25 protein-coding genes and 1 pseudogene are annotated in these 26261 nt (G+C 39.9%); 3 read left to right on the top strand and 23 right to left on the bottom strand.

What is annotated here, in order from left to right; genetic code table 11:
- The 23 genes and pseudogenes from ACYIA1_RS09705 to ACYIA1_RS09815 all read right to left on the bottom strand — a co-directional run bounded on the left by ACYIA1_RS09705 (position 1) and on the right by ACYIA1_RS09815 (position 21688).
- The gene (locus tag ACYIA1_RS09705) at positions 1–1248 is read right to left on the bottom strand and encodes a DegT/DnrJ/EryC1/StrS family aminotransferase (RefSeq protein ID WP_480335124.1); all 1248 of its coding nucleotides are present in this window, start codon (positions 1246–1248) and stop codon (positions 1–3) included.
- Between the two features lie 13 nt (positions 1249–1261).
- Complete coding sequence (locus ACYIA1_RS09710) at positions 1262–1942, bottom strand: PIG-L deacetylase family protein (RefSeq protein WP_009275880.1); 681 nt, start codon at positions 1940–1942, stop codon at positions 1262–1264.
- Positions 1932–2927, bottom strand: coding sequence for a formyltransferase family protein (locus ACYIA1_RS09715; protein WP_480335127.1), 996 nt, complete (start codon positions 2925–2927; stop codon positions 1932–1934). Before ACYIA1_RS09715 ends, ACYIA1_RS09710 begins: the two co-directional genes overlap by 11 nt.
- Entirely contained in the window at positions 2924–3499 is a 576-nt protein-coding gene (locus tag ACYIA1_RS09720; RefSeq protein WP_009275879.1) for a sugar transferase, read from the bottom strand. The genes ACYIA1_RS09715 and ACYIA1_RS09720 overlap by 4 nt, the downstream gene beginning before the upstream one ends.
- Before the next feature lie 89 nt (positions 3500–3588).
- A complete protein-coding gene (locus ACYIA1_RS09725; RefSeq protein ID WP_226769911.1) occupies positions 3589–4710 on the bottom strand; it encodes a glycosyltransferase family 4 protein in 1122 nt (373 codons plus the stop codon).
- Between the two features lie 89 nt (positions 4711–4799).
- Complete coding sequence (locus ACYIA1_RS09730; RefSeq protein ID WP_009275877.1) at positions 4800–5741, bottom strand: GDP-L-fucose synthase family protein; 942 nt, start codon at positions 5739–5741, stop codon at positions 4800–4802.
- Position 5742: 1 nt separating this feature from the next.
- A complete protein-coding gene (gmd, locus tag ACYIA1_RS09735; protein WP_009275876.1) occupies positions 5743–6837 on the bottom strand; it encodes a GDP-mannose 4,6-dehydratase in 1095 nt (364 codons plus the stop codon).
- A gap of 10 nt (positions 6838–6847) precedes the next feature.
- Positions 6848–7214 (bottom strand): annotated as a pseudogene (locus tag ACYIA1_RS09740) (3-oxoacyl-[acyl-carrier-protein] synthase III C-terminal domain-containing protein); the annotation flags it as partial.
- Positions 7215–7243: 29 nt separating this feature from the next.
- A complete protein-coding gene (locus ACYIA1_RS09745; RefSeq protein WP_010183603.1) occupies positions 7244–7999 on the bottom strand; it encodes an SDR family NAD(P)-dependent oxidoreductase in 756 nt (251 codons plus the stop codon).
- On the bottom strand, positions 7983–9044 hold the full coding sequence (locus ACYIA1_RS09750; RefSeq protein ID WP_057329455.1) for a 3-oxoacyl-ACP synthase III family protein: 1062 nt from the start codon (positions 9042–9044) through the stop codon (positions 7983–7985). Before ACYIA1_RS09750 ends, ACYIA1_RS09745 begins: the two co-directional genes overlap by 17 nt.
- Positions 9045–9052: 8 nt before the next feature.
- Positions 9053–10444, bottom strand: a complete 1392-nt coding sequence (locus tag ACYIA1_RS09755; RefSeq protein WP_009275839.1) for an AMP-binding protein — start codon at positions 10442–10444, stop codon at positions 9053–9055.
- Positions 10444–10689, bottom strand: a complete 246-nt coding sequence (locus ACYIA1_RS09760; protein ID WP_009275838.1) for an acyl carrier protein — start codon at positions 10687–10689, stop codon at positions 10444–10446. Before ACYIA1_RS09760 ends, ACYIA1_RS09755 begins: the two co-directional genes overlap by 1 nt.
- Positions 10690–10692: 3 nt before the next feature.
- A complete protein-coding gene (locus ACYIA1_RS09765) occupies positions 10693–10917 on the bottom strand; it encodes a phosphopantetheine-binding protein (RefSeq protein WP_008773340.1) in 225 nt (74 codons plus the stop codon).
- 12 nt (positions 10918–10929) lie between these two features.
- Positions 10930–11583 carry an acetyltransferase gene (locus tag ACYIA1_RS09770; RefSeq protein ID WP_008773341.1) on the bottom strand — a complete coding sequence of 218 codons (654 nt, stop codon included), beginning with the start codon at positions 11581–11583 and terminating at the stop codon, positions 10930–10932.
- The gene (locus tag ACYIA1_RS09775; protein ID WP_480335131.1) at positions 11583–12023 is read right to left on the bottom strand and encodes a glycosyltransferase; all 441 of its coding nucleotides are present in this window, start codon (positions 12021–12023) and stop codon (positions 11583–11585) included. The genes ACYIA1_RS09770 and ACYIA1_RS09775 overlap by 1 nt, the downstream gene beginning before the upstream one ends.
- Complete coding sequence (locus ACYIA1_RS09780) at positions 12005–12730, bottom strand: glycosyltransferase (protein ID WP_480335133.1); 726 nt, start codon at positions 12728–12730, stop codon at positions 12005–12007. The genes ACYIA1_RS09775 and ACYIA1_RS09780 overlap by 19 nt, the downstream gene beginning before the upstream one ends.
- A gap of 4 nt (positions 12731–12734) precedes the next feature.
- The gene (locus ACYIA1_RS09785) at positions 12735–13913 is read right to left on the bottom strand and encodes a glycosyltransferase WbsX family protein (RefSeq protein ID WP_443899633.1); all 1179 of its coding nucleotides are present in this window, start codon (positions 13911–13913) and stop codon (positions 12735–12737) included.
- A 34-nt stretch (positions 13914–13947) separates the two neighbouring features.
- Complete coding sequence (locus ACYIA1_RS09790; protein ID WP_009275835.1) at positions 13948–15129, bottom strand: EpsG family protein; 1182 nt, start codon at positions 15127–15129, stop codon at positions 13948–13950.
- Between the two features lie 11 nt (positions 15130–15140).
- Complete coding sequence (locus ACYIA1_RS09795) at positions 15141–16559, bottom strand: flippase (protein ID WP_010183668.1); 1419 nt, start codon at positions 16557–16559, stop codon at positions 15141–15143.
- 833 nt (positions 16560–17392) lie between these two features.
- Complete coding sequence (locus tag ACYIA1_RS09800) at positions 17393–19327, bottom strand: polysaccharide biosynthesis protein (RefSeq protein ID WP_480335135.1); 1935 nt, start codon at positions 19325–19327, stop codon at positions 17393–17395.
- Between the two features lie 482 nt (positions 19328–19809).
- Positions 19810–20139 carry a hypothetical protein gene (locus ACYIA1_RS09805; protein WP_005864966.1) on the bottom strand — a complete coding sequence of 110 codons (330 nt, stop codon included), beginning with the start codon at positions 20137–20139 and terminating at the stop codon, positions 19810–19812.
- Positions 20140–20688: 549 nt separating this feature from the next.
- Complete coding sequence (locus ACYIA1_RS09810) at positions 20689–20985, bottom strand: nucleotidyltransferase family protein (RefSeq protein WP_009275831.1); 297 nt, start codon at positions 20983–20985, stop codon at positions 20689–20691.
- 166 nt (positions 20986–21151) lie between these two features.
- A complete protein-coding gene (locus ACYIA1_RS09815; RefSeq protein WP_480335138.1) occupies positions 21152–21688 on the bottom strand; it encodes a UpxY family transcription antiterminator in 537 nt (178 codons plus the stop codon).
- 226 nt (positions 21689–21914) lie between these two features.
- Here ACYIA1_RS09815 and dnaG point away from each other — a divergent pair, with 226 nt between their 5' ends.
- From dnaG to ACYIA1_RS09830, 3 genes are read left to right on the top strand one after another with little or no spacing between them, the layout of a single operon-like run.
- Positions 21915–24032 (top strand): DNA primase, encoded by a 2118-nt coding sequence (gene dnaG, locus ACYIA1_RS09820; protein WP_480335140.1) that lies wholly within the window; start codon positions 21915–21917, stop codon positions 24030–24032.
- Positions 24033–24045: 13 nt separating this feature from the next.
- The gene (locus ACYIA1_RS09825) at positions 24046–24918 is read left to right on the top strand and encodes an ABC transporter ATP-binding protein (RefSeq protein ID WP_008780206.1); all 873 of its coding nucleotides are present in this window, start codon (positions 24046–24048) and stop codon (positions 24916–24918) included.
- The gene (locus tag ACYIA1_RS09830) at positions 24915–26231 is read left to right on the top strand and encodes an ABC transporter permease (RefSeq protein WP_005864952.1); all 1317 of its coding nucleotides are present in this window, start codon (positions 24915–24917) and stop codon (positions 26229–26231) included. The genes ACYIA1_RS09825 and ACYIA1_RS09830 overlap by 4 nt, the downstream gene beginning before the upstream one ends.
- Positions 26232–26261: the final 30 nt, after the last annotated feature.

A 26261-nucleotide genomic window follows, 5' to 3' on the forward strand; every position in this document is an offset into this window, starting at 1 on the left:
TCAATTGTAACAAATATTCTTCTTTATACAATCCACAATATAAGCCACATCCTCATCCGTCACATAGGGGCCGGAAGGCAAGCACAACCCGACCTTAAACAAAGATTCGCTCACCCCATTCACGTAAGCCGGGCAATCTTTATAGACAGGTTGCTTATGCATCGGCTTCCACAAAGGGCGGGATTCTATACCCATCGCATCAAGTCCCACACGCATCGCCTCAACATTGGCATTCGGCTCGCAATCCGTATGTGCGTTAACCGCTGCGTGAGTCACACCGCCCGCACCACCAACAGCACCTTGTACCGTTGCTTGATAAGCATTCTCCTGCCCTTTCACCCTCAATAAAGGATCCAAGACAATCGTATTCAACCAATAATTACTATCAAAACGACCGGAAGGATTCTCATGCAAGGTGATCCCTCTCACATCCTTCAACAGCTCCCGATATAAATCACACGTATGCTTATGATGAGCCACATGAGCGTCAGCCACCGTCATCTGACCACGCCCGATACCCGCACAAATATTCGACATCCGGTAATTATACCCGATCCGCTCATGCTGGTAATACGGATAAGCCTCCCGAGCCTGCGTAGCGTAGAACATGATCTCCCGCTTAGCCTCCCCGTCCGGACAAATCAACGCACCACCACCACTGGTCGTAATCATCTTATTCCCATTGAACGACAGCACCCCATATTTTCCAAACGTACCCAACATACGTCCATCATAACGAGAGCCAAAACCCTCCGCCGCATCCTCTATGATCGGAATCCCATACCGATCAGCGACAGCCATAATCTCATCCACCTTATAAGGCATCCCATATAAGGCCACCGGTACAATCGCTTTCGGTGTTTTTCCCGTCTTCTCGAAACGATCTTGAATCGCCTCTTCCAACAACACAGGATCCATATTCCAAGTATCCACCTCCGAGTCCACGAACACAGGCGTAGCCCCCAAATAAGTGATCGGATGCGAGGAAGCACAGAAGGTAAAGCTCTGTACCAGCACCTCATCCCCCGGCTTCACGCCACAGGCAAGCAACGCCAGATGCACTGCGGCAGTACCGGCAGACAGAGCCACCACATGTTTACCTTCACCCACGAATTCCTCCAGATCTTTCTCAAATCCATTCACGTTCGGACCTAGAGGCACGACCCAGTTCGTATCAAAGGCTTCTTTGATATACATTTGTTCTTTGCCACTCATGTGAGCAAGGCAAAGGTAAATTCGTTTATTCATTATTATTGTGATTTTAGAAAATACTTCGGATCAGCATAAAAGCCTCAGCTCTTTCTACGCTAATTGTAGCACCTCTATATTTCGCCAAAGCTTCCAAAGCCTCTAAAGAACGAGAACTAGGGAACCGCCTTAGTTGAGATTGATAACACTCCATCGCTCTCAATTTCATTTTCATTCCATCTTGACTACAAGGAATGAACACCGTGGGAATAAAAGCATCATCCGCATAAGGAGCAGCCCATTCAGTTTCAGATAACGTTTCATAGGTATAAACTCGCTTAACCGTATAATCTCCAACAGGACGACAAGCGACTAATACACTGTCAAAGACCATCCGATGATCTTTATGTATATCTCCTCTATGGGGAATAAACACTGTATCTATTTGATTTTCGGATATACATTTTGAAACTTCACGAGACATGATATAACCTGGATATTGATCTAATGCAGGAGCTGGAAAATCAAAGAAAAAGGTCTGTTTTACACCTAGTAAACGATGAGCTTCCAGTGCCTCTGTTCTAACACGCTGAATACCTTTTTCGGAAAAAATATTTGGATCAGATTTACTGGCATTTGTCATAATCAGCACATACACATTATGACCTTCTTGTATCATCTTATAAATAGTTGCCCCACAGCCCAATATTTCATCATCCGCATGAGGTGCGATAAACAAAACATTATTTTTCATTTTTCAACAACGTTAAATCTTGCTTTATCATTTCTATCTCATTCCGCAAACGGAAAATCTCATATTGATCATAATAGCCTAATCTAGAACCTACAACCAAATGCTCATCGACAGGTCTATCCAAATAATCAACCATGTTATATTTCACCAATTCAACATAACCATCAGCTGTTTGAACAACAGGATTATCATTATTGAAATTCACTACACGACCAATAACACCTTTCGCATATCCAGCAGCATAATAATTTGATTTCCATACCAGAACCTTATTATTACCATAGAAAGAGAAAGCCCCGGGATGAGGCGATGTACTAGCCTTTATCAAACGATCAATATCTTTTGCCGTGTTCGACCAATCTATACAACCATCCAAAGGAGCCCGCCTAGCATAGAAAGTAGCCGCCTTCCCATCTTGAGGAATCCCTTTTAATCCGACAGAAGACAAAGAAGGAAGCCAACGATCCAAAGCCCGAACCATAGCCTCTTTCAACTTAACACCAATAGAAGTAACATCATCATCTTCCCTTATAGAAAAAGGTTCCTGCACAAAAATATCCCCTTCATCAGCATTTGTGTCTATTTTAAAAAAAGTTGCCGCACCTTCTCCCTTGTCCAATATCAGCCAAGCCATAGGAGCCCGACCCCGTCCTTTTGGCAACTTCGTTGGATGAAATCCTACACAAGCCAATCGAGGTAATCTTATAATATCTTCATCAACCAACTGAGAGACACCAACCACAAAAAGAATATCAACCGAAGCGTTCCTAATTTGCTCCTTGATATCGTTCGAATTTATTTTTATGAAAGGATAATAAGAAAGATGATTATCTTCCGCAAATCTACGCATCGAACAATAACCACTTACATTTAAAGTCGAGTGAGGTTCATACCCCCAAACTCCAACAACATTAAATGAATATTCCACCAACTTTTGTAACGTCAGCAAACTACTGCCAACACTACCAATCAATCCAACCCTCATTTCTTAATATATTTTTCTTCTCCAAACAAAACAATCGCCACGGTCTTGACAAGAATCCTCAAATCCAACATAAACGACATACGGTCAACATACTCACGATCCAAGCATAAACGCTCTTCCCAAGGAAGATAGATATTACCATTAACTTGCGCCCAACCTGTCATTCCCGGCCTAACTTCACATCGTTTCTTTGCAATTTCTCCAAATTTCTCATATAAACTCGGTAACGCAGGGCGAGGGCCAACTAAAGACATATCACCAATAAACACATTCCATATTTGAGGCAACTCGTCAATCTTAAAACGCCTTAAAAGTCCCCCTATTCTTGTAATATCCGGATCTTGCAAATACGTTTGTTTCACATTAGGATCTCTCTCCTTATTTGTCATCGTACGCAATTTATAAATCCTAAAAACACGCCCATTTTCACCAACTCTACTTTGCAAATAAAAAATAGGGCCTTTCGAATCCAACTTTATTAAAACAGCAACTATGATAAAAAGAGGAAATAAAAGCAACAATATAGCGAAGGAAATAAAAAAGTCAAATAAACGCTTAAATTTCAAATACATAACATACAAAATATAACAATTTAGGACATTCCCATTAAAGCAAAGGATTGTGCCTCTAGCTGATCTAAATTAAAAATCGCAGTAATACATCACAGATATAATTCTGAATTTTTAAACGTAAAATCCTTTGAAGCCAATAATGAATTATTACAATACTTTTGTTTTAGCATTTTGTCCGATTTTAATTCTCGGATATAAGCAACAATATCATCCACATTTGACTTCGAAATACAACGACCATTCTGGTACTTACTAATCAAACGAAACATCTCTGTATCATTATTAGAAATGGCAAGAAGAGGAACACCTACAGCCATTAAGTTAAAAGTCTTACTTGGAACACTGACCCTTGATACATTTTCATCAAGGGTAATTATACCCAAATCTGCAGAAGCTAACGAATATGGTAATACATTAAAATCCTGAAGAGGCAAAAAAGTTATATTACGAAGATTTAACTCTTCGGCTTGAGCCACTAAATCCGTTTTCTTTTTCCCCTCACCTATCATTAAGAATTTAACATCATTATCAGTTTGCATATTTTTAGCTACTTCAATAAGACATTCCACACTGTGTGTATAACCAATGTTTCCTGAATACATCACCACAAATTTATTTTCAAGATGATGTTCTTTAACAAATGGATTCTGTTCTTTGCATATAGGCTTAAAATCATCAGATGCAGACCACAATGGTACCACCTTTATCTTTTCAGCCTCACCATACTCAAGCAATATCTCTTTCATTCCCTCACTAAGAGTATAAATAGCATCTGCTTTTGCATATAGCTTCTTTTTTATTGATTTCCAAATCCTATATATAATATGCCTATCTGAGATTCCTATAGCTTCAAGGGCATTGGGATATATATCATACTCTACAATCCTAAACTTATTTCTCAACAATAATGCGGAGAAACATGCCATAGGAGGGTTTGTATAATATACAACTTCAAAATTTCTATATTTGAAAAGGAGTTTAAATAAAACCTGAATAGTCCCCAAAGACCAAGTCAATAATCTTCTTAAAGTACTAGCTTTATTATATTTACATATCTTATCTATTTGCACTTTAGGGTTAATTGAACGTACGCCTTCCTTTATTCCTGCACAAAGAATACTCACACAATCATATTTAGTACAATACGCATTCAAATCATCTACAACCAAGAAACCTGAACTTTGATTAACTAGAACTATCCTCTTTTTCATAATCGACATATAATCCCTAATTTTGGAAGACACACCCTAATCTTGCTATTTGCTTGTTTCCTAAACTATGCTTTGTCTTTATACCATTTCTAACATTCCGCACGCATAGGATTTGTCAAAAAATCAATATACGACAAACGAATCCCTTCCTCTAGTTCTGTCTTATATTTCCAGCCAAGACCTTCCGCCTTCGACACATCAAGCAACTTACGAGGGGTTCCATTCGGTTTTGTTAAATCCCATTCTATCATACCATCATATCCAACCACTCTTGCCACTAACTCAGTCAACTCTTTTATGGTCAATTCTTTTCCTGTTCCTGCATTTACTGTTTCATTACCGCTGTAATGATTCATCAGGAAAACACATAGATTCGCCAAATCATCCACATATAAGAACTCTCTCAAAGGACTTCCATCACCCCAACACACCACAGAAGGAAGTTTCTTTTCCTTAGCCTCATGAAAACGACGAATTAAAGCGGGTAGAACATGGCTATGGGTTGGATGATAATTGTCATTTGGACCATATAAATTGGTCGGCATCACACTAATAAAGTCTGTACCATATTGTCTATTGAGAAACTCACAATATTTCAATCCTGATATTTTTGCAAGCGCATACGCCTCATTTGTTTTCTCCAATTCCGAAGTTAACAAACAGCTTTCTTTCATTGGTTGAGGGGCTAACCTCGGGTAGATACACGAAGAACCAAGAAATTCCAATTTTTTACACCCTGTATTCCATGCGGAATGAATTACATTCATTTCAAGCATCATATTCTCATACATGAAATCAGCAAGCGAGTTCTGATTAGCCATAATCCCTCCCACTTTAGCTGCCGCAAGAAAAACATATTCCGGGCACTCAGCCTCAAAAAAATTCTCCACATCTACCTGCCGAAGAAGATCTAACTCCGCATGCGTGCGAGTAATTATATTGGTATATCCCTGTCGTTTCAATTCTCTAACGATCGCACTTCCCACCATTCCTCGATGGCCTGCGACAAATATCTTAGCGTTCTTTTCCATATCACTTCACAATACCCTTTTCCAAATACTCCGCTAGATTTAACTTAACCTGCTCACCCGCACGTTCAGCAGCTACTTTTGCCATATCCGCCTCAACCATGATTCTCACCAAATCCTTAAACGAGGTCATCCTTGCTGGATCCCAGCCTAATTTTTGCTTTGCCTTTGTTGGGTCTCCCCACAAATTCACCACATCCGTAGGCCTATAAAAATCAGAGGAAACTTCTATCAATATCCGCCCTGTTGACTTATCCACTCCTATCTCATTAGCTCCCTCACCCTTAAATTCCAGATCTATGCCAACAGCCTTGAAAGCCTCATAGCAAAACTCTCGGACAGAATGTTGTTCTCCTGTAGCTATCACAAAATCCTCAGGTGTATCTTGCTGTAAGATAAGCCACATACATTCCACATAGTCCTTGGCATATCCCCAATCGCGCAATGAGGAAAGATTGCCTAAATACAATTTATCCTGCTTTCCTTGAGCTATGCGAGCTGCTGCTAACGTGATCTTTCGGGTTACAAACGTTTCCCCCCGTCGTTCTGACTCATGGTTAAAAAGGATACCCGAGCAACAAAACATGTTATAAGCCTCACGATACTCTTTCACAATCCAAAATCCATATTGCTTTGCTACCGCATATGGACTATAGGGGTGAAAAGGGGTATTCTCGTTCTGAGGAACTTCCTCAACTTTTCCATACAACTCTGATGTAGAGGCTTGATAAATCCGACATTTACCTATTAAGTCACAATGTCTCACCGCCTCTAAGACTCTAAGTACCCCTGTCGCATCTACATTCGCCGTAAACTCTGGTGAATCAAAAGAGACTTGCACATGAGATTGAGCCGCAAGATTATAAATCTCATTGGGTTGAACAAGTTTAACAACCTGCAAAATACTCATTGAATCTCCCAAATCCGCATAGTGCAAATGAAAATGGGGCAACCCCTCAAGATGAGCTATCCTTTCACGATAATCAACCGATGACCGACGAATCGTTCCATGTACATCATAACCTTTATCCAATAAAAACTCAGCAAGGAAAGAACCATCCTGCCCGGTTATTCCTGTTATCAAAGCTGTTTTATTCATTTTATTACCTTTATTTCAATATTACTAATTGTGAAACCACCATCGGTTTTGTCTTCATCCACATGGCCCCCCAACTCAATTCCAGTCCAAACGAAGACATTAACAGTGTCGTTTCTTTAGTCCTAAGTTGATCTGCGATCCTTGTTACCATCAATGAAGGAATCGAAGCACCTCCTAAGTTTTCAAACTCTTCCAAATTGCAAGGCACTTTCGTTTTGGGCAACTTCAGTTTTTTCACAATACGCTCCACAATCATCTTGTTCGCTTGATGAATCAAGAAATAATCTATATCTGTTTCACGATTGATATTATAATCCGCTAAGAACATTTCGATAGACTTGGGAGAACGGGGATATAGCAAATGAGAAGACATTTATATGTTTATGAATAAAAATTCAAAACAAGATTATAATAAAGTATATCCACCATCTATCGCTAAACTAGAACCTGTTGTAAAAGTACTTGCATTAGAAAGCAGATAAATCGCATAGTAAGCGATTTCTTCTGGTTTCGCATAGCGCTTCAAAGGATAAGACAATTGATTCTTACTAACCTGTTCTTCTGAAATATTATCTCTATGAATAAAGGGTGTTTCTACCCTTGCAGGAAGTATACAATTCACACGAATTCGTTGAGCAGCTAATTCTACCGCTTGAACTTTCGCTATTCCCTGTATCGCAGACTTTGACGCTGCATAAATAGAGTTCCCGATATGTCCTGTAATCGGTCCATCGATAGAAGATAGATACACAATAGAAGCTCCTTTATTTATTCGTTTATATTTCAACAGTTTCTGAGTTAATAGTACGGGAGATTCAAAATTCAAACTCATCATCTTCCTCAAAATCTCATACGTTGTAAACTTAAACGGCAATGTCAATCCCATACCTGCGGAATGCACTAAGCCATCAATCACACCGACATGATTACACAAGTCCTCTATGGACTGAGAATCCGCTATATCACAGCTAAAATAAGAATGATCTCCATCCTCTAACTCTGTAAAAGCCCGAATTAAGCGTTCTTCATTTCTTGCGACTAATATCAAGTCCGCTCCCATCCGACTGCATTCTAAGGCTATACTTTTTCCAATACCGGAAGAAGCTCCGGTTACCAAAATTCTTTTTCCTTTAAGAGAAAAAGGATTATAGTTTTCCCTCATACTCTATCAAAGATAAATAACGTAAATCTGTCGAAAAATAAATGCTACCCCATGATAATCCTACTCCAAAAGCTGTCGCAATTACTTTTTGTTTTTTCTTAAGCATATCATTACACGAAGCGGTTAATGTCAATGGAATTGTAGCACAACTTGTATTTCCATAATCTCGTAACGAATAAGGAACCTTTTCCTCCGGAATTTTCAATTTCTTACGAATCTTCTCATTCATAAATAAATTGGCCTGATGAAATATAAAATAGTCTATCTCATTCACCTCTAAAGAAGCAAAGCTAAGAATATCCAAAACCGACTCCGGTGCTCTTTTTAACCCAAATGCAAAAACAGACATTCCATCCATTTCACTATCTAATGGTCGCCGAGCAATGCCTTCCCCATAAACCACTTCTTTCAATGAATTTTCAGTTACAGGATTCCGTGCTCCACCATCTTTAACAATAATTGAACGGTAAGATTTCCCTTCTGTCGCAAACGTAAAAAACATATCATCCGATTCTTCCGAATACTCTAAGGCCGTTGCTGTTCCCGCATCTCCAAATAAAGGCCAAGCGGTCTTATCATTCCTTGATTTGAATTTCGTAGGCGTATCACCAACCAGCAACAAAGCCTTCTTCATATACCCAGATGATAAAAGAGAAGCAACAACACTCATTCCATAAACCCAACCCGGACAACCATAAGATATATCTAATGTATAACATTCCGTTTTTAGGCCTAAACGTCCTTGCATAATACAAGCATTTGAGGGTAATATATAATCCGGAGTTTGGGTCACGAATATCAGGCAATCAATCTCATCCCGTCTCCAGTTCAGCCCCATGAGCAAATCTTCAGCTGCGTCATAACATAAATCCGCAGAAGTCGTATCCACATCCGCAATACGTCTACGCTCAATGCCTGTAGAAGCTATCACTTTTTCAGCCTCACCCTTTTTAAAAAAAGACAATTCCTTATTTTCCTCAATCATTTTAGGAACACATGACGTAATTCCCGCAATCTTTACATTTGAGATTTTTAAATGACTCATTTTCCCTATTAGATAATTGATAAATCAGAATAGATAATCTTACCCGAATCAGTCCTTGGTATCTTGCCAATAAATCGAACCTCATAAGCTGAAGGATTTATTAATACTCGGTTTGACAAAACCGATTTTATAGAATCAATTTTATCCAAATCTGTAACATAAACAATTAGTTTATCATCGCTACCAACACAAGCACATTCTTGGCAATGATCTTTCACGATAGATTCGACAAAATCTAAACTTATTCGGTTTCCATATAATTTCAAGAAACGTTTCTTTCTCCCTGATATATAATAAAATCCCTCCGAGTCAACATAAGCTAAATCGCCAGTATAAAGTATCCCTTTATTCTCATCACCTTTAAACAGATCATCTAATGATTCGGCATATCCCCAAAAAACATTAGAGCCTTCATATACTAATTCGCCTTCCACATTAGGAGACACTATCCGCATACCATCCTCGTCAATCAAAGAAAAATGCCCACCCGGTATTGCGACCCCTACACTCCCTACTTTATTCAAAGTATACTCAGCAGGTAAGTAGCTCATTCTTGCGGTGGCCTCTGTCTGCCCATACATTACATAAAAACGTATATCGTGCAAACGTGCATATTCCGAAAAATACTTAATTAAAGAAGAATTCAATTTACCACCAGCTTGCGTCATAACCTTAACAGATGAAGGCAAGAATTTCTCAAAACGCATTTTCTTAAGAATTTCATACGTAAAGGGAACACCTGCAAAAGATGTCGCCTTCTCTTCTAAAACAAATTTCCAAAACTCTCGCTGCACATACGATTTATCAGTCAGCAACAAGGTAGCACCTGCCAATAAATGGCTATTCAGTACAGATAAACCATAAGAATAATACATCGGTAAAGATGTGATCGCTTTCTCGGAAGAGGTTATTTTCAAATATTCAATGATAGAACATGCGTTACTTTTTAAATTGTCATGCGATAAGCGAACAAGTTTAGGAGATCCTGTACTACCCGATGTAGTCAATAGCAAAGCTAACCCCTCAGGTAAAACAGGAGAATCTCCGTCATATTGAATCAAAGAATATCCCCCCAATGAATATTTTTCCTTCCCCTTAACAAGCAGATCTCTTCTACTAGGGAACCAACAATATCGAGGGTGATAAATAGCCTCCAAATGATACAAGGTCTCATCCGGAACATCCCGACTCAGCAGCAAAGGAACTACCCCCGATCGCAAACACGAGACATAAGCCACAATTGACTCCAATGAGTTCTCACAGCCGATAAAAATCAATGATCGTGGCACTAGATGCTCAGAAAATCGTTCAGACAATCCCAGCAAATCAGCATACGTATACACATGATGATCCTCTGTAATAAAAGCCTTATTCGATAGAAAAGAGGAGAAATCAAACATTAGAATCTTTGATTATATTTACTTTCTAAGACCTTAATGGCCGAGTCAAACGTATCGATCTCAAACATATCATCCGCTTCCAAATCTAAGTCAAAAGCATCCTCTATTTCTGAAATAAGCGTAATATGTCCAACAGAATCCCAATTCGGAGATTCTTTTAACTTAAGAGCAGGAATTTGGTCTATAGAAGACAGATTTAAACCCTTAAAGAAAGCGGTTTGTAATTTTTCCAAATTAGTCGCCATCTATCACTTCTTTATACGTTCAAACAATTCCTGTATAGTATCAGACTTTAGCAAGTCATCCCCTTTTAAAGATACATCATATTCCTCATCAATCATAGCAATTACGGATAAGGCTACTAACGATGACCAGTCTTCCAACTCCTTAAAATGAGTATCAGGCTTAAATACAGATATCTCTGTATCGTCAAATTGTTCAGAAAACTTGTTGATAAAATCTTGTAATTCCATATATTATTATATTTAAATAAAATCAAACTTTTTTGCGGGATTACCCACATAAACACTATTATCCTTTGTTTTTCGCATTATAACACTATTTGCACCAATAGTCGTACCTGTTCCTATCTTGACACCTTGTAAAACCACAGAAGATACACCAAAAAAATTCAATGTTCCAATTTGAGTATCTCCACTAATTCTAGCGGCTGTCATAAAAGAATTGAAATCTCCAACTTTAGCATCATGTCCTAAAGAAACCCTGTTATTGAAAACATTAAAATCTCCTAATCTAACATTACAACTCATTGAAGCGAAACTACAGATAATATTACCCTTTCCCATCAAAAAATTATCCCAATCTAAAACATAAGCTTCGGGCGCAACAATGTTAGGAAAATCAATTAAAGGATTATTTATATTCGAATAAGCTCTATACGATATTTTAGGATTTCCAAAAGCAAGAATCAAGGATAAATTTGACGGATAAGTATTCAAATCATCAATACCACCCAATAAAGATCCATATTCATTTGAACTTCCTTTTGGTTTATTCCTAAAATCATCATCAAAAAAACCAACAAAATTCCATTGATTTTCTATACGATTTATTCGTTTTATCAATGAGGCTACTTCACGACCAAAACCACCAGCCCCATAAATAGCAATATCCTTCATTATTTACACATTACTTCTTGAAATACGTTGATTAGTTGAGAAGCTATTACATTTGGAGAAAATCGAGCACGACTATCAGCTGAAATCTTTTTGTGATCATATTGATGACAATTCTCATACATATCCTTTATTGCAGAAGAAAGCGCCTCAACATCATCACAAGGAACAAGTAAGCCATCTGTTTTTTGCACAAATTCTTCAGGACCTCCACAAACTGTAGCTATAACGGGTAATCCCATCATCATTGCTTCTACATAAACAACACCAAAAGTTTCAGATCGCGACGGCAAGACAAAAACATCACTATTACATAATATAGAGCCAATCTCTTTTTTCCCTTTCCTTCCTAACAAATAAACATTACTATTCAAGCCTGCCCGATCAATCTGCTGTTCCAAATTCACACGCTCCTCCCCCTCACCTATAATAACAACTCCCATTTATCCAAAGGAAGTTTGAGCTGACCAAAAGCAGAGATTAACAAATCATATCCTTTACGATGAATCAAACTACCTGTTGAAACAAAACGAATCTTACCATCCTTGCTACCTCTCGAACAATTATAGCAAAACTCTGATCCAACCATATTATGCACAACAATACTGTTTATCTGAAAATGTTGAAGTAAACGCTGCCTCAAAGATTCTGAAACAGAAATCACGGCATCACAATCTGAATAAGTTGCCCGTCCTAACCAAACAGCATAATCCGATAAAACATCCTTATTAAGCTGACTCCAATGCTCAATTGCCACCAATGGCAAATTATACATCTTTTTCAAAATAAGTGCAGCATATGAGTTTGTCAAATAATGAGAATAAAGTACATCCGGCAGGCTATGTTCCCGAATCACTCGATTAAACAACCTCTTAAGTTGAATTCTTTTAATTGAAAAATCAACTTTTTTTCCAAATAATCTATGGGTGATAATTCCTGGTACCCAAAAACAATCATAATAATCAATGCCATTCAAGCGATAATGAGAAATACCAGGTTTTCGCCAATAGAGCCGGAAACGGCTATCCACACTAATCACGGCAACCTTATGCCCGACTGCCACAAGAGCTTCCGCTTGATCTTTTTCAAAACAACCCCATTGAGGATCACGTTTAGAAGGAACACCACGAGATATTAATGCTATAAACATAATCCTATTTATCATTTACTAGACATTCTCGTAATACGTCTAAATAGCCATGACCATATTTTAAGTCAGGCTCAACATAATTACCTTCAGCCCATTCATTCCATGATTTAAGAAATAAAATTCTATGTTCATCTTGCTTATTATTTAGAAGATTCAAAGCCTCGTAAATCATTTTCTTAAAATTCACCGGTGTGGAATTAACATAAATGCCATTTACTCCTGAACGAGGGCTTCGATCCCACTGAGGCAGAAGCGAAGGATACACATTATCCCACTTATCCTCAGGAACATAGTAATATTTAATAATTTTTAAATAGTCATACTTATCTAATGAAGAAATATGAAACCTAGAAGATAATACTCTATGAATAATAAACCATATTCTATTTTTAAGTTGCACTTCAGCACGCCAAGTGCCAAAAGAAGCAACTGCATCGAAACCTAATTTATCGATTAAATATTGGTAATATATTCCTGCTTCATCAAGGGAGAAATATCCTTTGGCTATATCATTACCTAGCTCATCTTTTAATCCATGAGCACTCGTATTTTGAGTATATCCAACAAAATGAATATCTTTAAGTCCGTTTTTTTGCGCTAACTCACGCCATAATGGGATAAAATCATTAGGTAAAGCATAGGGATCAAACACAACAAATAAAGGCTTTCCATCCACACAAATATATCGAGGATCCCTAAATGCTTTCAGTACATATTCGAAATGCATCATATAATCCTCCTTTCCTAAATACTTTTGTTCAGCAATCATTCCTGTAGATTGACCCATCCTTCCATTTGCCCACGTTTTAGTTGTCCAAGTATGATTTGCCCACCCCAAACAAAAAGGAAAATTAGGCTTTCCACTTTCAAGAACCTCATTGAATGGACGCTCCAATAATTGTTTTCCATTACCAAACCAATAATGCCAATAACAAAAGCCCTCGATCCCTGCTTCACGAGCCATCTCCGCCTGAGCCTCACGTACCTCCGGCATCCGAAGATCATAATACCCTAAATCAGCAGGCACACGTGGCTGATAATGACCTTTAAACAAGGGCTTAGCTTTTCCTACATTCGTCCATTCAGTGAATCCCTTACCCCACCATTTATCATTTTCTGGTATAGGATGAAATTGAGGAAGATAAAAGGCTATAACACGAGCTTTTCTATTTTGATATTCCATAAATTTTATTTAATTCGCAAATAATTCATAATTATCACATCTGACGAGCAGATATTTGATCTAAGATATGAGTTCTATAACTGGAAACATTTTTATCGATTATAGAACTATAGGGGAAATATCTATCATAAAATTTACCATCTGTTCCTCCATCGCCCATATAAATATTATACACTTTATATGACAAATAGAACAGCAAAACAGGTATAACAAATATATTCTTCCGTTTCCCAACAACAAATCTTGAAGAAAATGCATGTATTACTTCCGCATAAGCCACTGCAAGTGGCAAAAGTATATAATTGGTAAATCTATAAAATATATACACTCTTGATGTCAAAATATTAAATAGTATCGACATCAATATAAAAATCACTAAATACTCTTTTCCTCGTTGTTTTTTTAAAATAAACAACGATATAAAAGGAGTTAAAACAGAAGCAACAATGAATGCATAAGGATTAACCCTTGTATTTTCTCCATATATATCCGAATTCATATAAATTATCAACTTTTCATAAAAAGCGAAATCAGATCCTACTATAGAGAGCAATATATTTACAAGATCCAAAGAACTCAAAAATATATACAGAACAGACACAAGAAGAAACAAACTACTAGAGTTCAATTTATTAACAAGATAAAAAAATGGAAGAAGCAGTAAAACCAAAGATGACTCATGAAACATGAAGGCAACTAAGAAACACAAAAAATACTTCAACCATGACTTATTTAGATAATAAGAGAATGACAACAAGAAAAACGATATAGAAATGCTTTCACGCAATATTTCAAAATTATAATTAAAATAAGAAACTACAAAATAGATCAGCAACACAGTAAATATATACCGAGTGTTTTTCTTAATAAAATAAGCCACTACCATATTTATCCAACAAGCTAGGACAATTCTTAACAGGATAAAATTATCCCATATTCCTTTTAGAAATGATGTCAATAATATCCAGCCAAGCCTTTCTTTTGAACGAATATCTATTTCATCTGCCAAAGGTACATTAAAAATTGATCTATAATCATACTTCCAACGATACATATACACTTCTGTGTCTCCACCAATCTTATAACTCAACACATTCAGCAGGATAAGGATGAATATAATCGAATAAAAAGAAGTATATTTATAGCGAGTGCTATTATGTATATCATAAATGTAGATACACAAAATCATCAGGAATACAATAAACGCATAAATCATCAGAGGATATATTAAGGTTTATATCTTATAATATTTCTTCCTTTCATAAAATAAAAGGACACTAACCAACAAGTCCCCCCAGCAAAAAGAGCTACTAAAAAAGACAGGGATGGATTTTCTATCATATTACCACATAATAAACAAACTAAGAGACTTGGTATAGCACAAACTATACTTTGTCCAAGGTATTTCAAAGGTAAATGAACTAACTTATGATGAAATGTATATAAAATATAAAATAATGTCACCACCGTCTCAGATGCCACCAATACCAAAGCAGATCCTACGCTTTCCAACCGATATACCACTGTTAAGTTTACTAATAAAGCAACTAAAGCACCTATAACAGAAGCTTTCAACAGTATCTTGTCTTTCTTCATAGGAATTAGAACCTGAATAGCCAACACTTGCGCAATCCCTACAAATAATATCGCGGGCATTATGATTCGCATAGGCAATATAGCTCCCTCATATCCTGCTCCCGCCAAAATAAAAATCATCTGAGGAGCCAAGGCTATACTACAGGCTATCATCGGAATACTAAACATCGTTATTACCATAAACGAACGACCAATCAGTTCATGAAAACGCTGTCCCTCTCCTTCTGAAATCAATGCGCTCATTCGTGGCAGCATCACATTGGTAAAAGCTGAGAACAAACCCAATATTACATAATAGAGCTTAAACGCCGTGGTATAATAACCTACTTCCACATTATCAGACACAAGACCTAAATACATCACATTGAACGTAAGATACATAGATGTCATGATCGCATAAAGTCCTAGCATACAGTTTTGCCTATAAAACCGTGTGGAAAATAAATCCTTGAACTGAAAATCAATAAAACGATATACATATACGGTATTAATCAACGCATTTATCACTACAACACCCACAGTCAAGATAAAATAGAGCCGATAATCAGCAGGAGATTTAATCAAGAACAATATGGATATGATATATATACATTTAATAAACAAACTACGCAAAGTTATATAATGAAAGTTCTCAATTCCGGTAAAAAACCATTCTATCAGAAATGCGGAAAATAGTATCTTACCTGCTCCTATATAAAACAATTCTTCATATTGGTTGAATTTAGGTACAACAGCTATGCAGATTAGATAAACGATTAATGTAAATAATGTAAACACGATGTTCATACCCATCAAATTGGAAAATACCTGACTTTTCCTTTGGTAATCATTTTTTACCGCAGCTATCTCACGTATCCCTAATATACTCATACCCATGGTCGCAAATAACAGAAAATAATTCACTGTATTATCCACGAAATTAACCAAGCCAACATATTCCACACCTAATACTCTTGATACATAAGGGAATATCATAAGATTAATTAAGTAAGTAGATAGGGTCAGTATACTTTTATAAATAAAGTTCTTTTTTATCGAAGGAGAAGACATATCAATCGAACATAAACGTTTTCTTTAGACTAATAGAACAAAGCAATCGGGATTTTAAACTGCAAGTAATCACTTTAGAACTTATCTGAATCCCTAAATCCATCTTGCCATAAACTCTGCTCTTACATATATTAAGGGAAATGGAACTGTATCAAATTAAAGACTCTTCTAAATCTTCGCTACTGCACATAATTCTAAATTTAAAATTTACGCAGCAAAGATAAGTCTTCTAATATTGAGCCCTAATTTGAGTGTTTACAATGTTTATCAAATTAACCGTCCTATCGTTAAGCACTTTCCAATTTCCCCTGAGTGAATTCTTTATCCAAATAAAACAAGACATGGCGTGGACTTTGGAAATAAAGGTCAGAAGTAGGATTCAGCAGTTTTTGATAAGTATCAGAATTGTATAGTATCTCAAAAGCCACTGTAATTACCATTCCTCGTTCCTCAACAAGAGTACTCAGTATATCACACAGAGGCAATTCATCATAAATTCAACATCTGCAGTTTCCATCATTTAAATTACTTGAAGCTTAGAAATAGTTTTTTTCCAAAAAGAGCGAAGCTAATCAAATTATCATCCAACGACAAAGTATGCATTATACCATAATGCTCAAAACAGACTTCTATTCCTTATATCTAGCGATATAACGATATGCCTGCTGCGGTGTCAAATGATAAGGTTTGGCAAACTCTGTGATAAGCATCACTATGTAACCAATCTTTTCTATTACCATACCTCCTTCCTCCTATTGATTGCTTTTCAGACGATCTGTCTTGCTAAGGATAATGGCAAAGAAACAAATAAATATTCAATTATAACAATACATTCAATCCAACTCCTCAAACCGGGAGTTCTGGCTCTTGAACTCAGGCACGAAGGATTTCATCTCCCTCACCATCGAGAGGATCTGAACACGGAGGGATAATTCGGTCAATACACGGATGTGCTCTACTACATCCTTATAGTCATACTCACGAACCGCCGCTACCCGGATCTTTTCGTGAGGAGTCTCTTTCGTATTCTCCTTGTTGTTCAATAGCTCCTCATATAGTTTCTCGCCGGGGCGAAGACCAGTATACTTGATCTCGATATCCTTGTCTACCTGCAACCCGGACAGTTCAATCATGCGCTTCGCCAAATCCGCTATCTTCACCGGCTCTCCCATGTCGAAGATGAAGATCTCACCACCCTTGCCCATCGTACCGGCCTCTAATACCAGACGGCAAGCCTCAGGAATGGTCATGAAGTAACGGATGATATCGGGATGGGTAACCGTCACGGGGCCTCCTTGAGCGATTTGTTCACGGAAACGGGGGATAACCGACCCATTGCTACCTAGAACATTGCCAAAGCGGGTCGTAATGAAACGCGTCTCGCCTTTCACCTCTCCTCGCTCGATCGCAAGGCTCAGACTCTGTACATAGATTTCGGCCAAGCGCTTGCTACAGCCCATGATGTTCGTGGGGTTCACCGCCTTATCCGTACTGATCATCACAAATTTCTCCACACCATAGCTTACAGCGGCATCCGCCATCACACGAGTACCGAACACGTTTGTTCGGATCGCCTCGCAGGGGTTCTCCTCCATTAAAGGGACATGCTTGTAGGCCGCCGCATGGAACACTACTTGGGGGTGCCAGTTGCGGAACACATAATCCACACGGTCCGGGCTACGGACATCGCCGATTACTGGGACAAAGTTTAGTCCCTTATATTTTTCTTCCAATTCCAGACGGAGATTATGCATCGGAGTCTCGGCGGAATCGAAGCAAACCAACTTCTTAATCGGGAAATGAGCCAGCTGGCGACTGATCTCGCTACCGATACTGCCGGCGGCTCCCGTGACAAGTACAGTCTTCCCTTCCAACAAATTGCCGATCTCATCCAGGTTGATATGGATCTCCTCACGACCTAGCAAATCCTCGATACGGATCTCTCGGACGGAACGTTTCGCCTCACCTCCACGTAGCTCCTCCATCTCCGGGACTACCAATGTCTTCAAGGAGGCCTGCTCGCAATAACGGATCAAACGGTCACGCTCCTGATGGGCAACCTTTATATTGGGGAAGAGAACGCCATCCAAACTATTACGAGGGATCAAGCGATACAGATCCTCCACGTTCTCGATCTGGTAGACCGGTAACTCCGCGATCCGGATGCTTTTCTTGGAATTGCCAAAGGAAAGGAAGCCCATGATGCTATAATTCTGCATGAATACCTGACGGTTCGCCGATGTGGCGATCATCACACTCTCCTCCTCCGTGCCAAAGACCAATACCCGCTTGCGTTTCTTGCCGAGTTGCAGGAGGACGCTGTTATAGACATTGATCACGAAGACACGCAACGTGACCAACATCACGATCGTCAACGTACTGTCCATGATTCCACCCAACCAATAGATAGAAGGGCTGAAACGGGCTTTCAACAGCCAAAGCAGCAGGAACATCAAGAGCGACTTGCCGATCGCAGCACCACCGATCCGCCACAAGCCACGCAGCGTGGAATGGCGAATAACCCCATGATATGCTTTGAACAGCAAGAACGAAACGATACTGCCCACAAATGAGGAGAGGCCTACTTTCAGCACATCAGACTCTCCTATACGTATATGCAGAATGGAGAACATTCCTAGTACGCCCAGCAACGACACGGAGAGCGAAACGAAAAGGTCCGCACTAAAAATGATCCAACGGTTGATATACCGCAAATTCACCAGACGGCCTAAGGCCAATCGCCATCTGCCCTTATGAAAATCCATCATTTGTATTTTGTTTGTTTTATATTCAGTGCCCTAACTTTTCCCAACGGCGGCGCCTGTGACTCGTGGCGTCCCGAAGCGGCGGGCGTAATACAGCTTTCCGTCCGCAAGATCGTACCATCACCCTGGTGGATGATTTGGATCGCATGGGTTGCATTGGGCAGGATCTGCACATTGCAACCGTAGATATGGAAAACGAAGTATATATTAATTGCCCTGTGAAGTATATATTAATTGCCTAACGCAGTATATATCCTCGGGCACATGCAGTATATCTTCTCAAAAACGGCCAGTTGAGCGGTGTCTGAGACGACTGCTTCACGCATCGTTGATACGGGTACGGATGAAACGCTCTTTGACCATCTCCTCGGGGGTTATTTTCGGATCATTTCAGGCATGAGATCGCAAAGGAACAAGCATATGCAAGAACCAAGTGACGAAAGTGATGAGTTTCGATGCTGTCGAGCATACACATGAGCGTGAAATCATCCCCATACACTATTTCCCGGCTCCGAGAAATTGCGTCTTGCATTATAATACGCTTTCTTTTTATCAAATTCAAAATCGGGCGTATATTCATAGACTGTTGAATCCTCGAAAAACCCTTCAATGGAACTTTGTTCCAAACTGAACACAAGAACTCCGGCTTTCGTCTGCCAGCAATCTTGATAGATAACATAACCTTCCCCGTAAATACCAAACTGAAATTCCCTATTATTATATCTAGCAACGATCGGAGTTCCGTCCTCCAAGTCATCTATATTCTCAAAGTCAAGCTGTCCGTGTTTACCCCTATTCAAAAAATCTCCAAACATCTTTCCTCATTAATCGCCGCTTTGACGGCTTTGGGTATATCTTCTTGCGTCTCTCTCTTTTAAACCTAGACAACAATGATACAAGAGACCTTTCCCATAATTGTCAGCGGGGCAGAAGTACTCAATGAGCGTATCCTGCTGACCCATGTGGAGAACGGATTATTGATGAATGGTTTATGATAGAATAGCTTGCTTCATCGATAATAAGGTTGCCTGCAAAAGGGGTAAGTCCTCCTTCATTGTTGAATAAACAATATCAACATCTATTTTAAGATAATGATGAGTATCACATCCCGCAACTTCATAATCTCCTTCCAAGGAATTACAGGATATAAAGGGAAAAGTTCTCCTTCTGAAAGTTTATCTATAGTTTTTACACTTTCACCAATAAAAATCAATTTCATACAAACACCATCCAAAACGAACATATCATCAGGAGTCAATAAGAAATCATTGCCATCCTTAATATGAGATGTACGGACTTATATAACATGAATTGAATCAATCATCATGTCTATTAAATCCAAAATTCGTCCCGAATCTTTCCATTTATACATAAATCAAATCTTTATTTATGGATTTTTCCATACGAGTTCCTGCAAATGACTCTCTTTTACGGAATAAATCAACAGAACAACCTAGAAGTTTCTCAAGTTCTGACTTTAGGCGACATAATGTAAACAAACTCATATGAGAACTCTCGTAATATATATCAATATCACTATCTTCCCTTTGTTCATAACGAGCCACCGAGCCAAACAAACCAAGATTACTTATCTGATATTTACGAAACAACGATTCTTTTTCGCTCCTTAATATACTTAAGTATTCCTCTGTAGACTTCATAGGCTCATTCTTTTTGTTCTAAAGACAAAAATATAAAGAATAATTGAATCCTCCAAGTCAACTAATTGAAATTGCCCTATGATTTTGGGGTGACAAACGCAACAGCTGATAAACAGACCGCTCAAACGCCACCCAATGCGTTCCCGTAGAATATAGGGGATCTATGTTATAGTAATCGAATATATACAGGATCGACCTCCACAGCGGCGACCAACAGACCGGGGATCTCCACTATCGAACGTTTCACTCGGGAACCCCGTATAGAAAGTAAGCGTCCCTCGTAGCCATCCAATGGGCCACCCTCGATGCGGATCATGCGACCGTACATCGCTGGAGTTAATTCTTCAACCAAGAAATAACGCGGGGAATCATCGGAATGGACAGCACGGATAAAACGGTTCATCTCCGCATGGCCTACCGTCATCGGCTTACGGTAGCCACCACGCAAATAACGATATTGGAGAGTACTGATCTCTTCTACGATTGGATCCATACACGCACAGATCGTATGGGCAAAAAGTAAATCGTGCAGAAGAGGAACCTCCTCACGAATCCGCTTACCCTTCCTCTCGACCAACTGCCAACGCATAGGAGTGAAAACCTCTATGCCCTTTTCCTCCAGCAACCTATAGGCCGGGCGTTTAGCATTGGGACGGGTCAAGTCTCGCAATACGAACCAATTGTCTGTCAAAGGATGTTCCACAGAATGATGGATAATTCTTCTAGTCCTGAAAGGATGTATATTCTATTAATATCCAATCAGTTACAAAATATAATCTTATAAGTTGGAAGGCGTACTTGGAGAGTAGCATTCGTTTCACGCCGCAAATATAGCAAAAAATAACCAAACACAAGCAAACATCAAGCCTTGTTTGTGTTTGGTTATTTTTCACTACATTTGTGTTCGCTAAAATAAGGAGTAATTTAAAATGATCGATCAACCTACCATAGACCGGATATTGGACGCGGCGAACATCGTGGATGTTGTCTCTGAATTCGTGACTCTTCGGAAACGAGGGATCAACTATGTAGGATTATGCCCATTTCATTCGGACAAATCACCGTCTTTTTACGTATCCCCCTCAAAGAATATCTGTAAGTGTTTCGCTTGCGGAGAAGGTGGAACCGCCGTTCACTTCATCATGAAGCATGAGCAACTCAGCTATTTCGACGCTTTACGCTTTCTGGCGAAAAAATACAATATAGAGATACAGGAACGGGAACTTACCGAGAAAGAGAAACAAATCCGTAGCGACCGGGAAAGTATGCTTATCGTCAATAGTTGGGCGGGACAATACTTCTCTACTTTATTACATGAGCATGTTGAAGGGAAAAGCGTAGGTATGCGTTACTTTGCCGAGCGAGGATTGCGGGAAGATATCATCCGTAAATTCCAGCTCGGGTATAGCTTGGACCAGCGGGATGCTTTATACAAAACCGCTATAAAAGCAGGTTATAAAAAGGAATTCCTCGAGAAAACCGGTTTAGTTATCGCTTATGATAACGGAAACGTGAACGATCGTTTTCGGGGACGTGTTATCTTTCCCGTCCATACGCTAAGTGGAAAGGTCGTGGCATTCGGCGGACGTGTATTGAAAAAGGACGAGAAGACCGCGAAGTACGTAAACTCTCCCGAAAGCGAGATTTATCATAAGAGTAACGAGCTTTACGGCATCTATTTCGCTAAGCAAGCAATCATGAAACAGGATCGCTGTTTCTTGGTGGAAGGATATATGGACGTAATCGGTATGCACCAAGTGGGCGTAGAGAACGTGGTTGCCTCCTCGGGTACGGCGCTCACGCAAGGGCAAATCCGGCTCATACATCGTTTCACGAATAATATCACGGTATTATACGATGGAGACGCCGCCGGAATCAAAGCGGCTCTCCGGGGTATCGATATGTTATTGGAAGAAGGGATGAACGTCAAGGTCGTGCTTCTTCCGGCGGGAGAAGATCCGGACTCGTTTGCCCGCAGCCATAGCGCAAGCGAGTTCGCAGAGTTTATCAGCCAGAACGAGACGGATTTCATCCGTTTCAAGACAAAGTTACTATTGGCGGAAGCGGGGGGCGATCCGATCAAACGTTCCGCCCTGATCTCGGATATTATCCGTACGGTAGCGATCATACCTAATAATATCGCTCGCTCCGTGTATATCCGGGAATGTAGTACGACCATGGAGATAGACGAGCAAGTCTTACTCAACGAGGTCAATAAGATCCGTCTCAACAAGGAAGAGAACCAAGCGGCTAAATCCGTAAGGAATACACCGCCCATTCAATCTCCCGTCAATACGATTCCGGAGTATCCGGATTTCCCCGGCTACCAACCGTATACACCGGAAGAGGCGAATACCCTTCCTCCGGAAAATATTCCGCCTCCACCGCCCGAGGACTATATTCCGGAAGAGGAAGCGGGTCCGCCCCCTACTCCTCCCTACGAGGTTCCGACGGCTCCCAACATACAGGTCCAACCGAAACGTTCTCCTTTTGAGGCTTATGAGTTGGCTCTTCTGCGCTATATCGTACGATATGGCGAACGTGTCCTCTATGACTACGTAGATGAGGAGACCAACGAGCATGTCATCATGAGGGTCGCCGATTATATCCGTTTCGATCTGGAACGTGATGACCTTACGTTTTATACGCCAGCCTTCAAACAAATGCTGGACGAAGCTGCTGAACATTGTCAAAACGAGGGCTTTATGGCCAGTCGTTATTTCCTTGCCCATCCGGACCCGAACATCAGCCGGCTTGCCGCCAACCTTATCAGCGATAAGTACCAGCTTAGTAAATATCATACGAAGTTCAGGGAACTGGAGCAAGAAGAAGATAAATTGGATTACTTGGTACCCCGGGAAATCTATTCCATGAAAGATGCCTATATCCTCTATAAGATAAAGGATATCCAAGCGAAAATCAAAGAGGCTCAAAACAAGGGTGACATGGAACAGATCTTTGATTTAATGAAACAGAACGCCCACCTCAACGAGATCAAGAACGTGCTCTGCAAAGAGCTAGGTGAGCGTATCGTATTAAAAATGTAATAAAAAAACATCTATGAATTTCCTTGAGACAGAAAACGTGGTAAAACAGTACGCCGGGCATCTGGCGCTGAACAAGGTAAGTATCCAAGTTCCTCAAGGAACAATCTTTGGATTACTGGGGCCTAACGGGGCGGGCAAGACAACCTTGATCCGGATCATCAACCGGATTACGGCACCGGATAGCGGAATCGTTCGCTTCAACGGCCATGAATCCAGCCCGGAAGACATCTACCAGATCGGTTACTTGCCGGAAGAGAGAGGGTTGTATAAAAAGATGAAAGTCGGGGAGCAGGCGATCTATCTGGCACAATTGAAAGGTCTCTCCTACCCAGAGGCACGCAGTCGTTTGACCCGTTGGTTCGAGAAATTTGACATCATGCCTTGGTGGAATCGCAAACTGGAAGAGCTGTCGAAAGGTATGCAACAGAAAGTACAGTTCATCATTACCGTGATACACGAACCCGAGCTATTGATCTTTGACGAGCCATTTAGCGGATTCGATCCGGTCAACGCCGATCGCCTTAAACAAGAGATATTGGAATTGAAGGCGGCCGGACATACCATTATATTCTCAACTCACAACATGTCCTCCGTTGAGGAGATTTGTGACGAGATTGCTTTAATCAATCGCTCTGAGGTCGTCCTGTCCGGCAATGTCAAGGAGGTACGGGAACGGTTTAAGAGTAATACCTATATATTAAATGTACGCAAGGAGACTGGAGGTATTGAGGAGTTAAGGATACGCAAGGAAGAAAATATCAGTAACTCCGATTGGCTTACCCGGCTGGCGTCCCAATATGAGATTCTTTCCTTCACGGAGGAGATCCCTTCTATGAATGACATTTTTATCAACACCGTTTCCGGTACAAACACATCAAAGGTATGAGCAAAATTGGATTAATCATCAAACGGGAATATCTCCGGAGAGTAAGTAAAAAGTCATTTATCCTGCTCACGTTCCTCACACCGTTTCTATTCGCTGCACTTGCGTTCGTCCCCCTATGGCTCTCTTCCATCAAGGGAGATGAGGTTCATACAGTCGCCATACTCGACGCCACCGGCAAATACGCCCCGTTGTTCGAGGATACGGAAAGCTATCGTTTTATCAACGGCGACAAAGATATGGATAAGTACAGGCAAATGTCGGAAAAGGAGATATTCGCATTTCTCAACATCTCCGACGACTTGCAGAAAAATCCGAAAAACGCAACCCTCTATTCCAAGAAACAAATCCCGGCGGATTTGAGCCGACTCGTCAATATGACATTAAAGAAACAGATAGAGAGTGACAAACTGGCAACATTCAATATCCCCAATCTACAAGAGATCATAAAAGAAAGTAAAGTAGATTTCAACATACAAACGATCAAATGGGGGGATGACGGAAGCGAAAAGCAATCCTCGTCCGTAGTGGCATCCATAACCGGAGTAATTTTCACCATGCTTATCTATATGTTCATCCTAATCTATGGAGGAATGGTCATGCAAGGGGTTATGGAAGAAAAGACGAACCGGATCATCGAGATTATGATCTCGTCCGTCAAACCTTTCGACTTAATGATGGGTAAAATTATAGGAATCGGTTTTGTCGGGCTTACGCAAGTATTCCTTTGGGCGGTTATGACCTTTATTCTCATCACCGGGGGAACTTTCTTTTTGGGAGGAGGTATGGAAAGCGAGATCTTGCAATCAAGCATGGCACTTAACACAACCCCTAACATGACGGTTATCGCAGCCCAGCAGCCGGCAAATGAATGGATAGAGATGCTTCATACGATTAACTTCACCGAGATAGGCATCTTGTTTATCGCTTATTTCATAGGCGGCTACTTATTATATTCTTCTTTATTCGCCGCTATCGGATCAGCTGTAGACGGCCAAGAAGACACGCAACAATTCATGCTACCAGTCACGCTTCTTTTGGTTTTCGCCCTCTATGCGGGGATCTATAGCATGGAAAACCCTGACGGACCATTAGCTTTCTGGTGCTCCATGATCCCCTTCACTTCTCCGATCGTCATGATGGTCCGGGTGCCATTCGAGGTGCCTTTGTGGGAAATACTACTTTCCATTGGATTTTTGTATATATCATCCATCGGTTTTACTTGGTTTTCCGCCAAAATATACCGTGTAGGCATTCTCATGTATGGTAAGAAACCTAGTATAAAGGAGATGTCCAAATGGCTTCGTTACAAATAAAAACATGATATCTACAACAAAAAGCCTCGC

It is taken from the genome of Parabacteroides sp. KHUB-02, assembly GCF_056640955.1.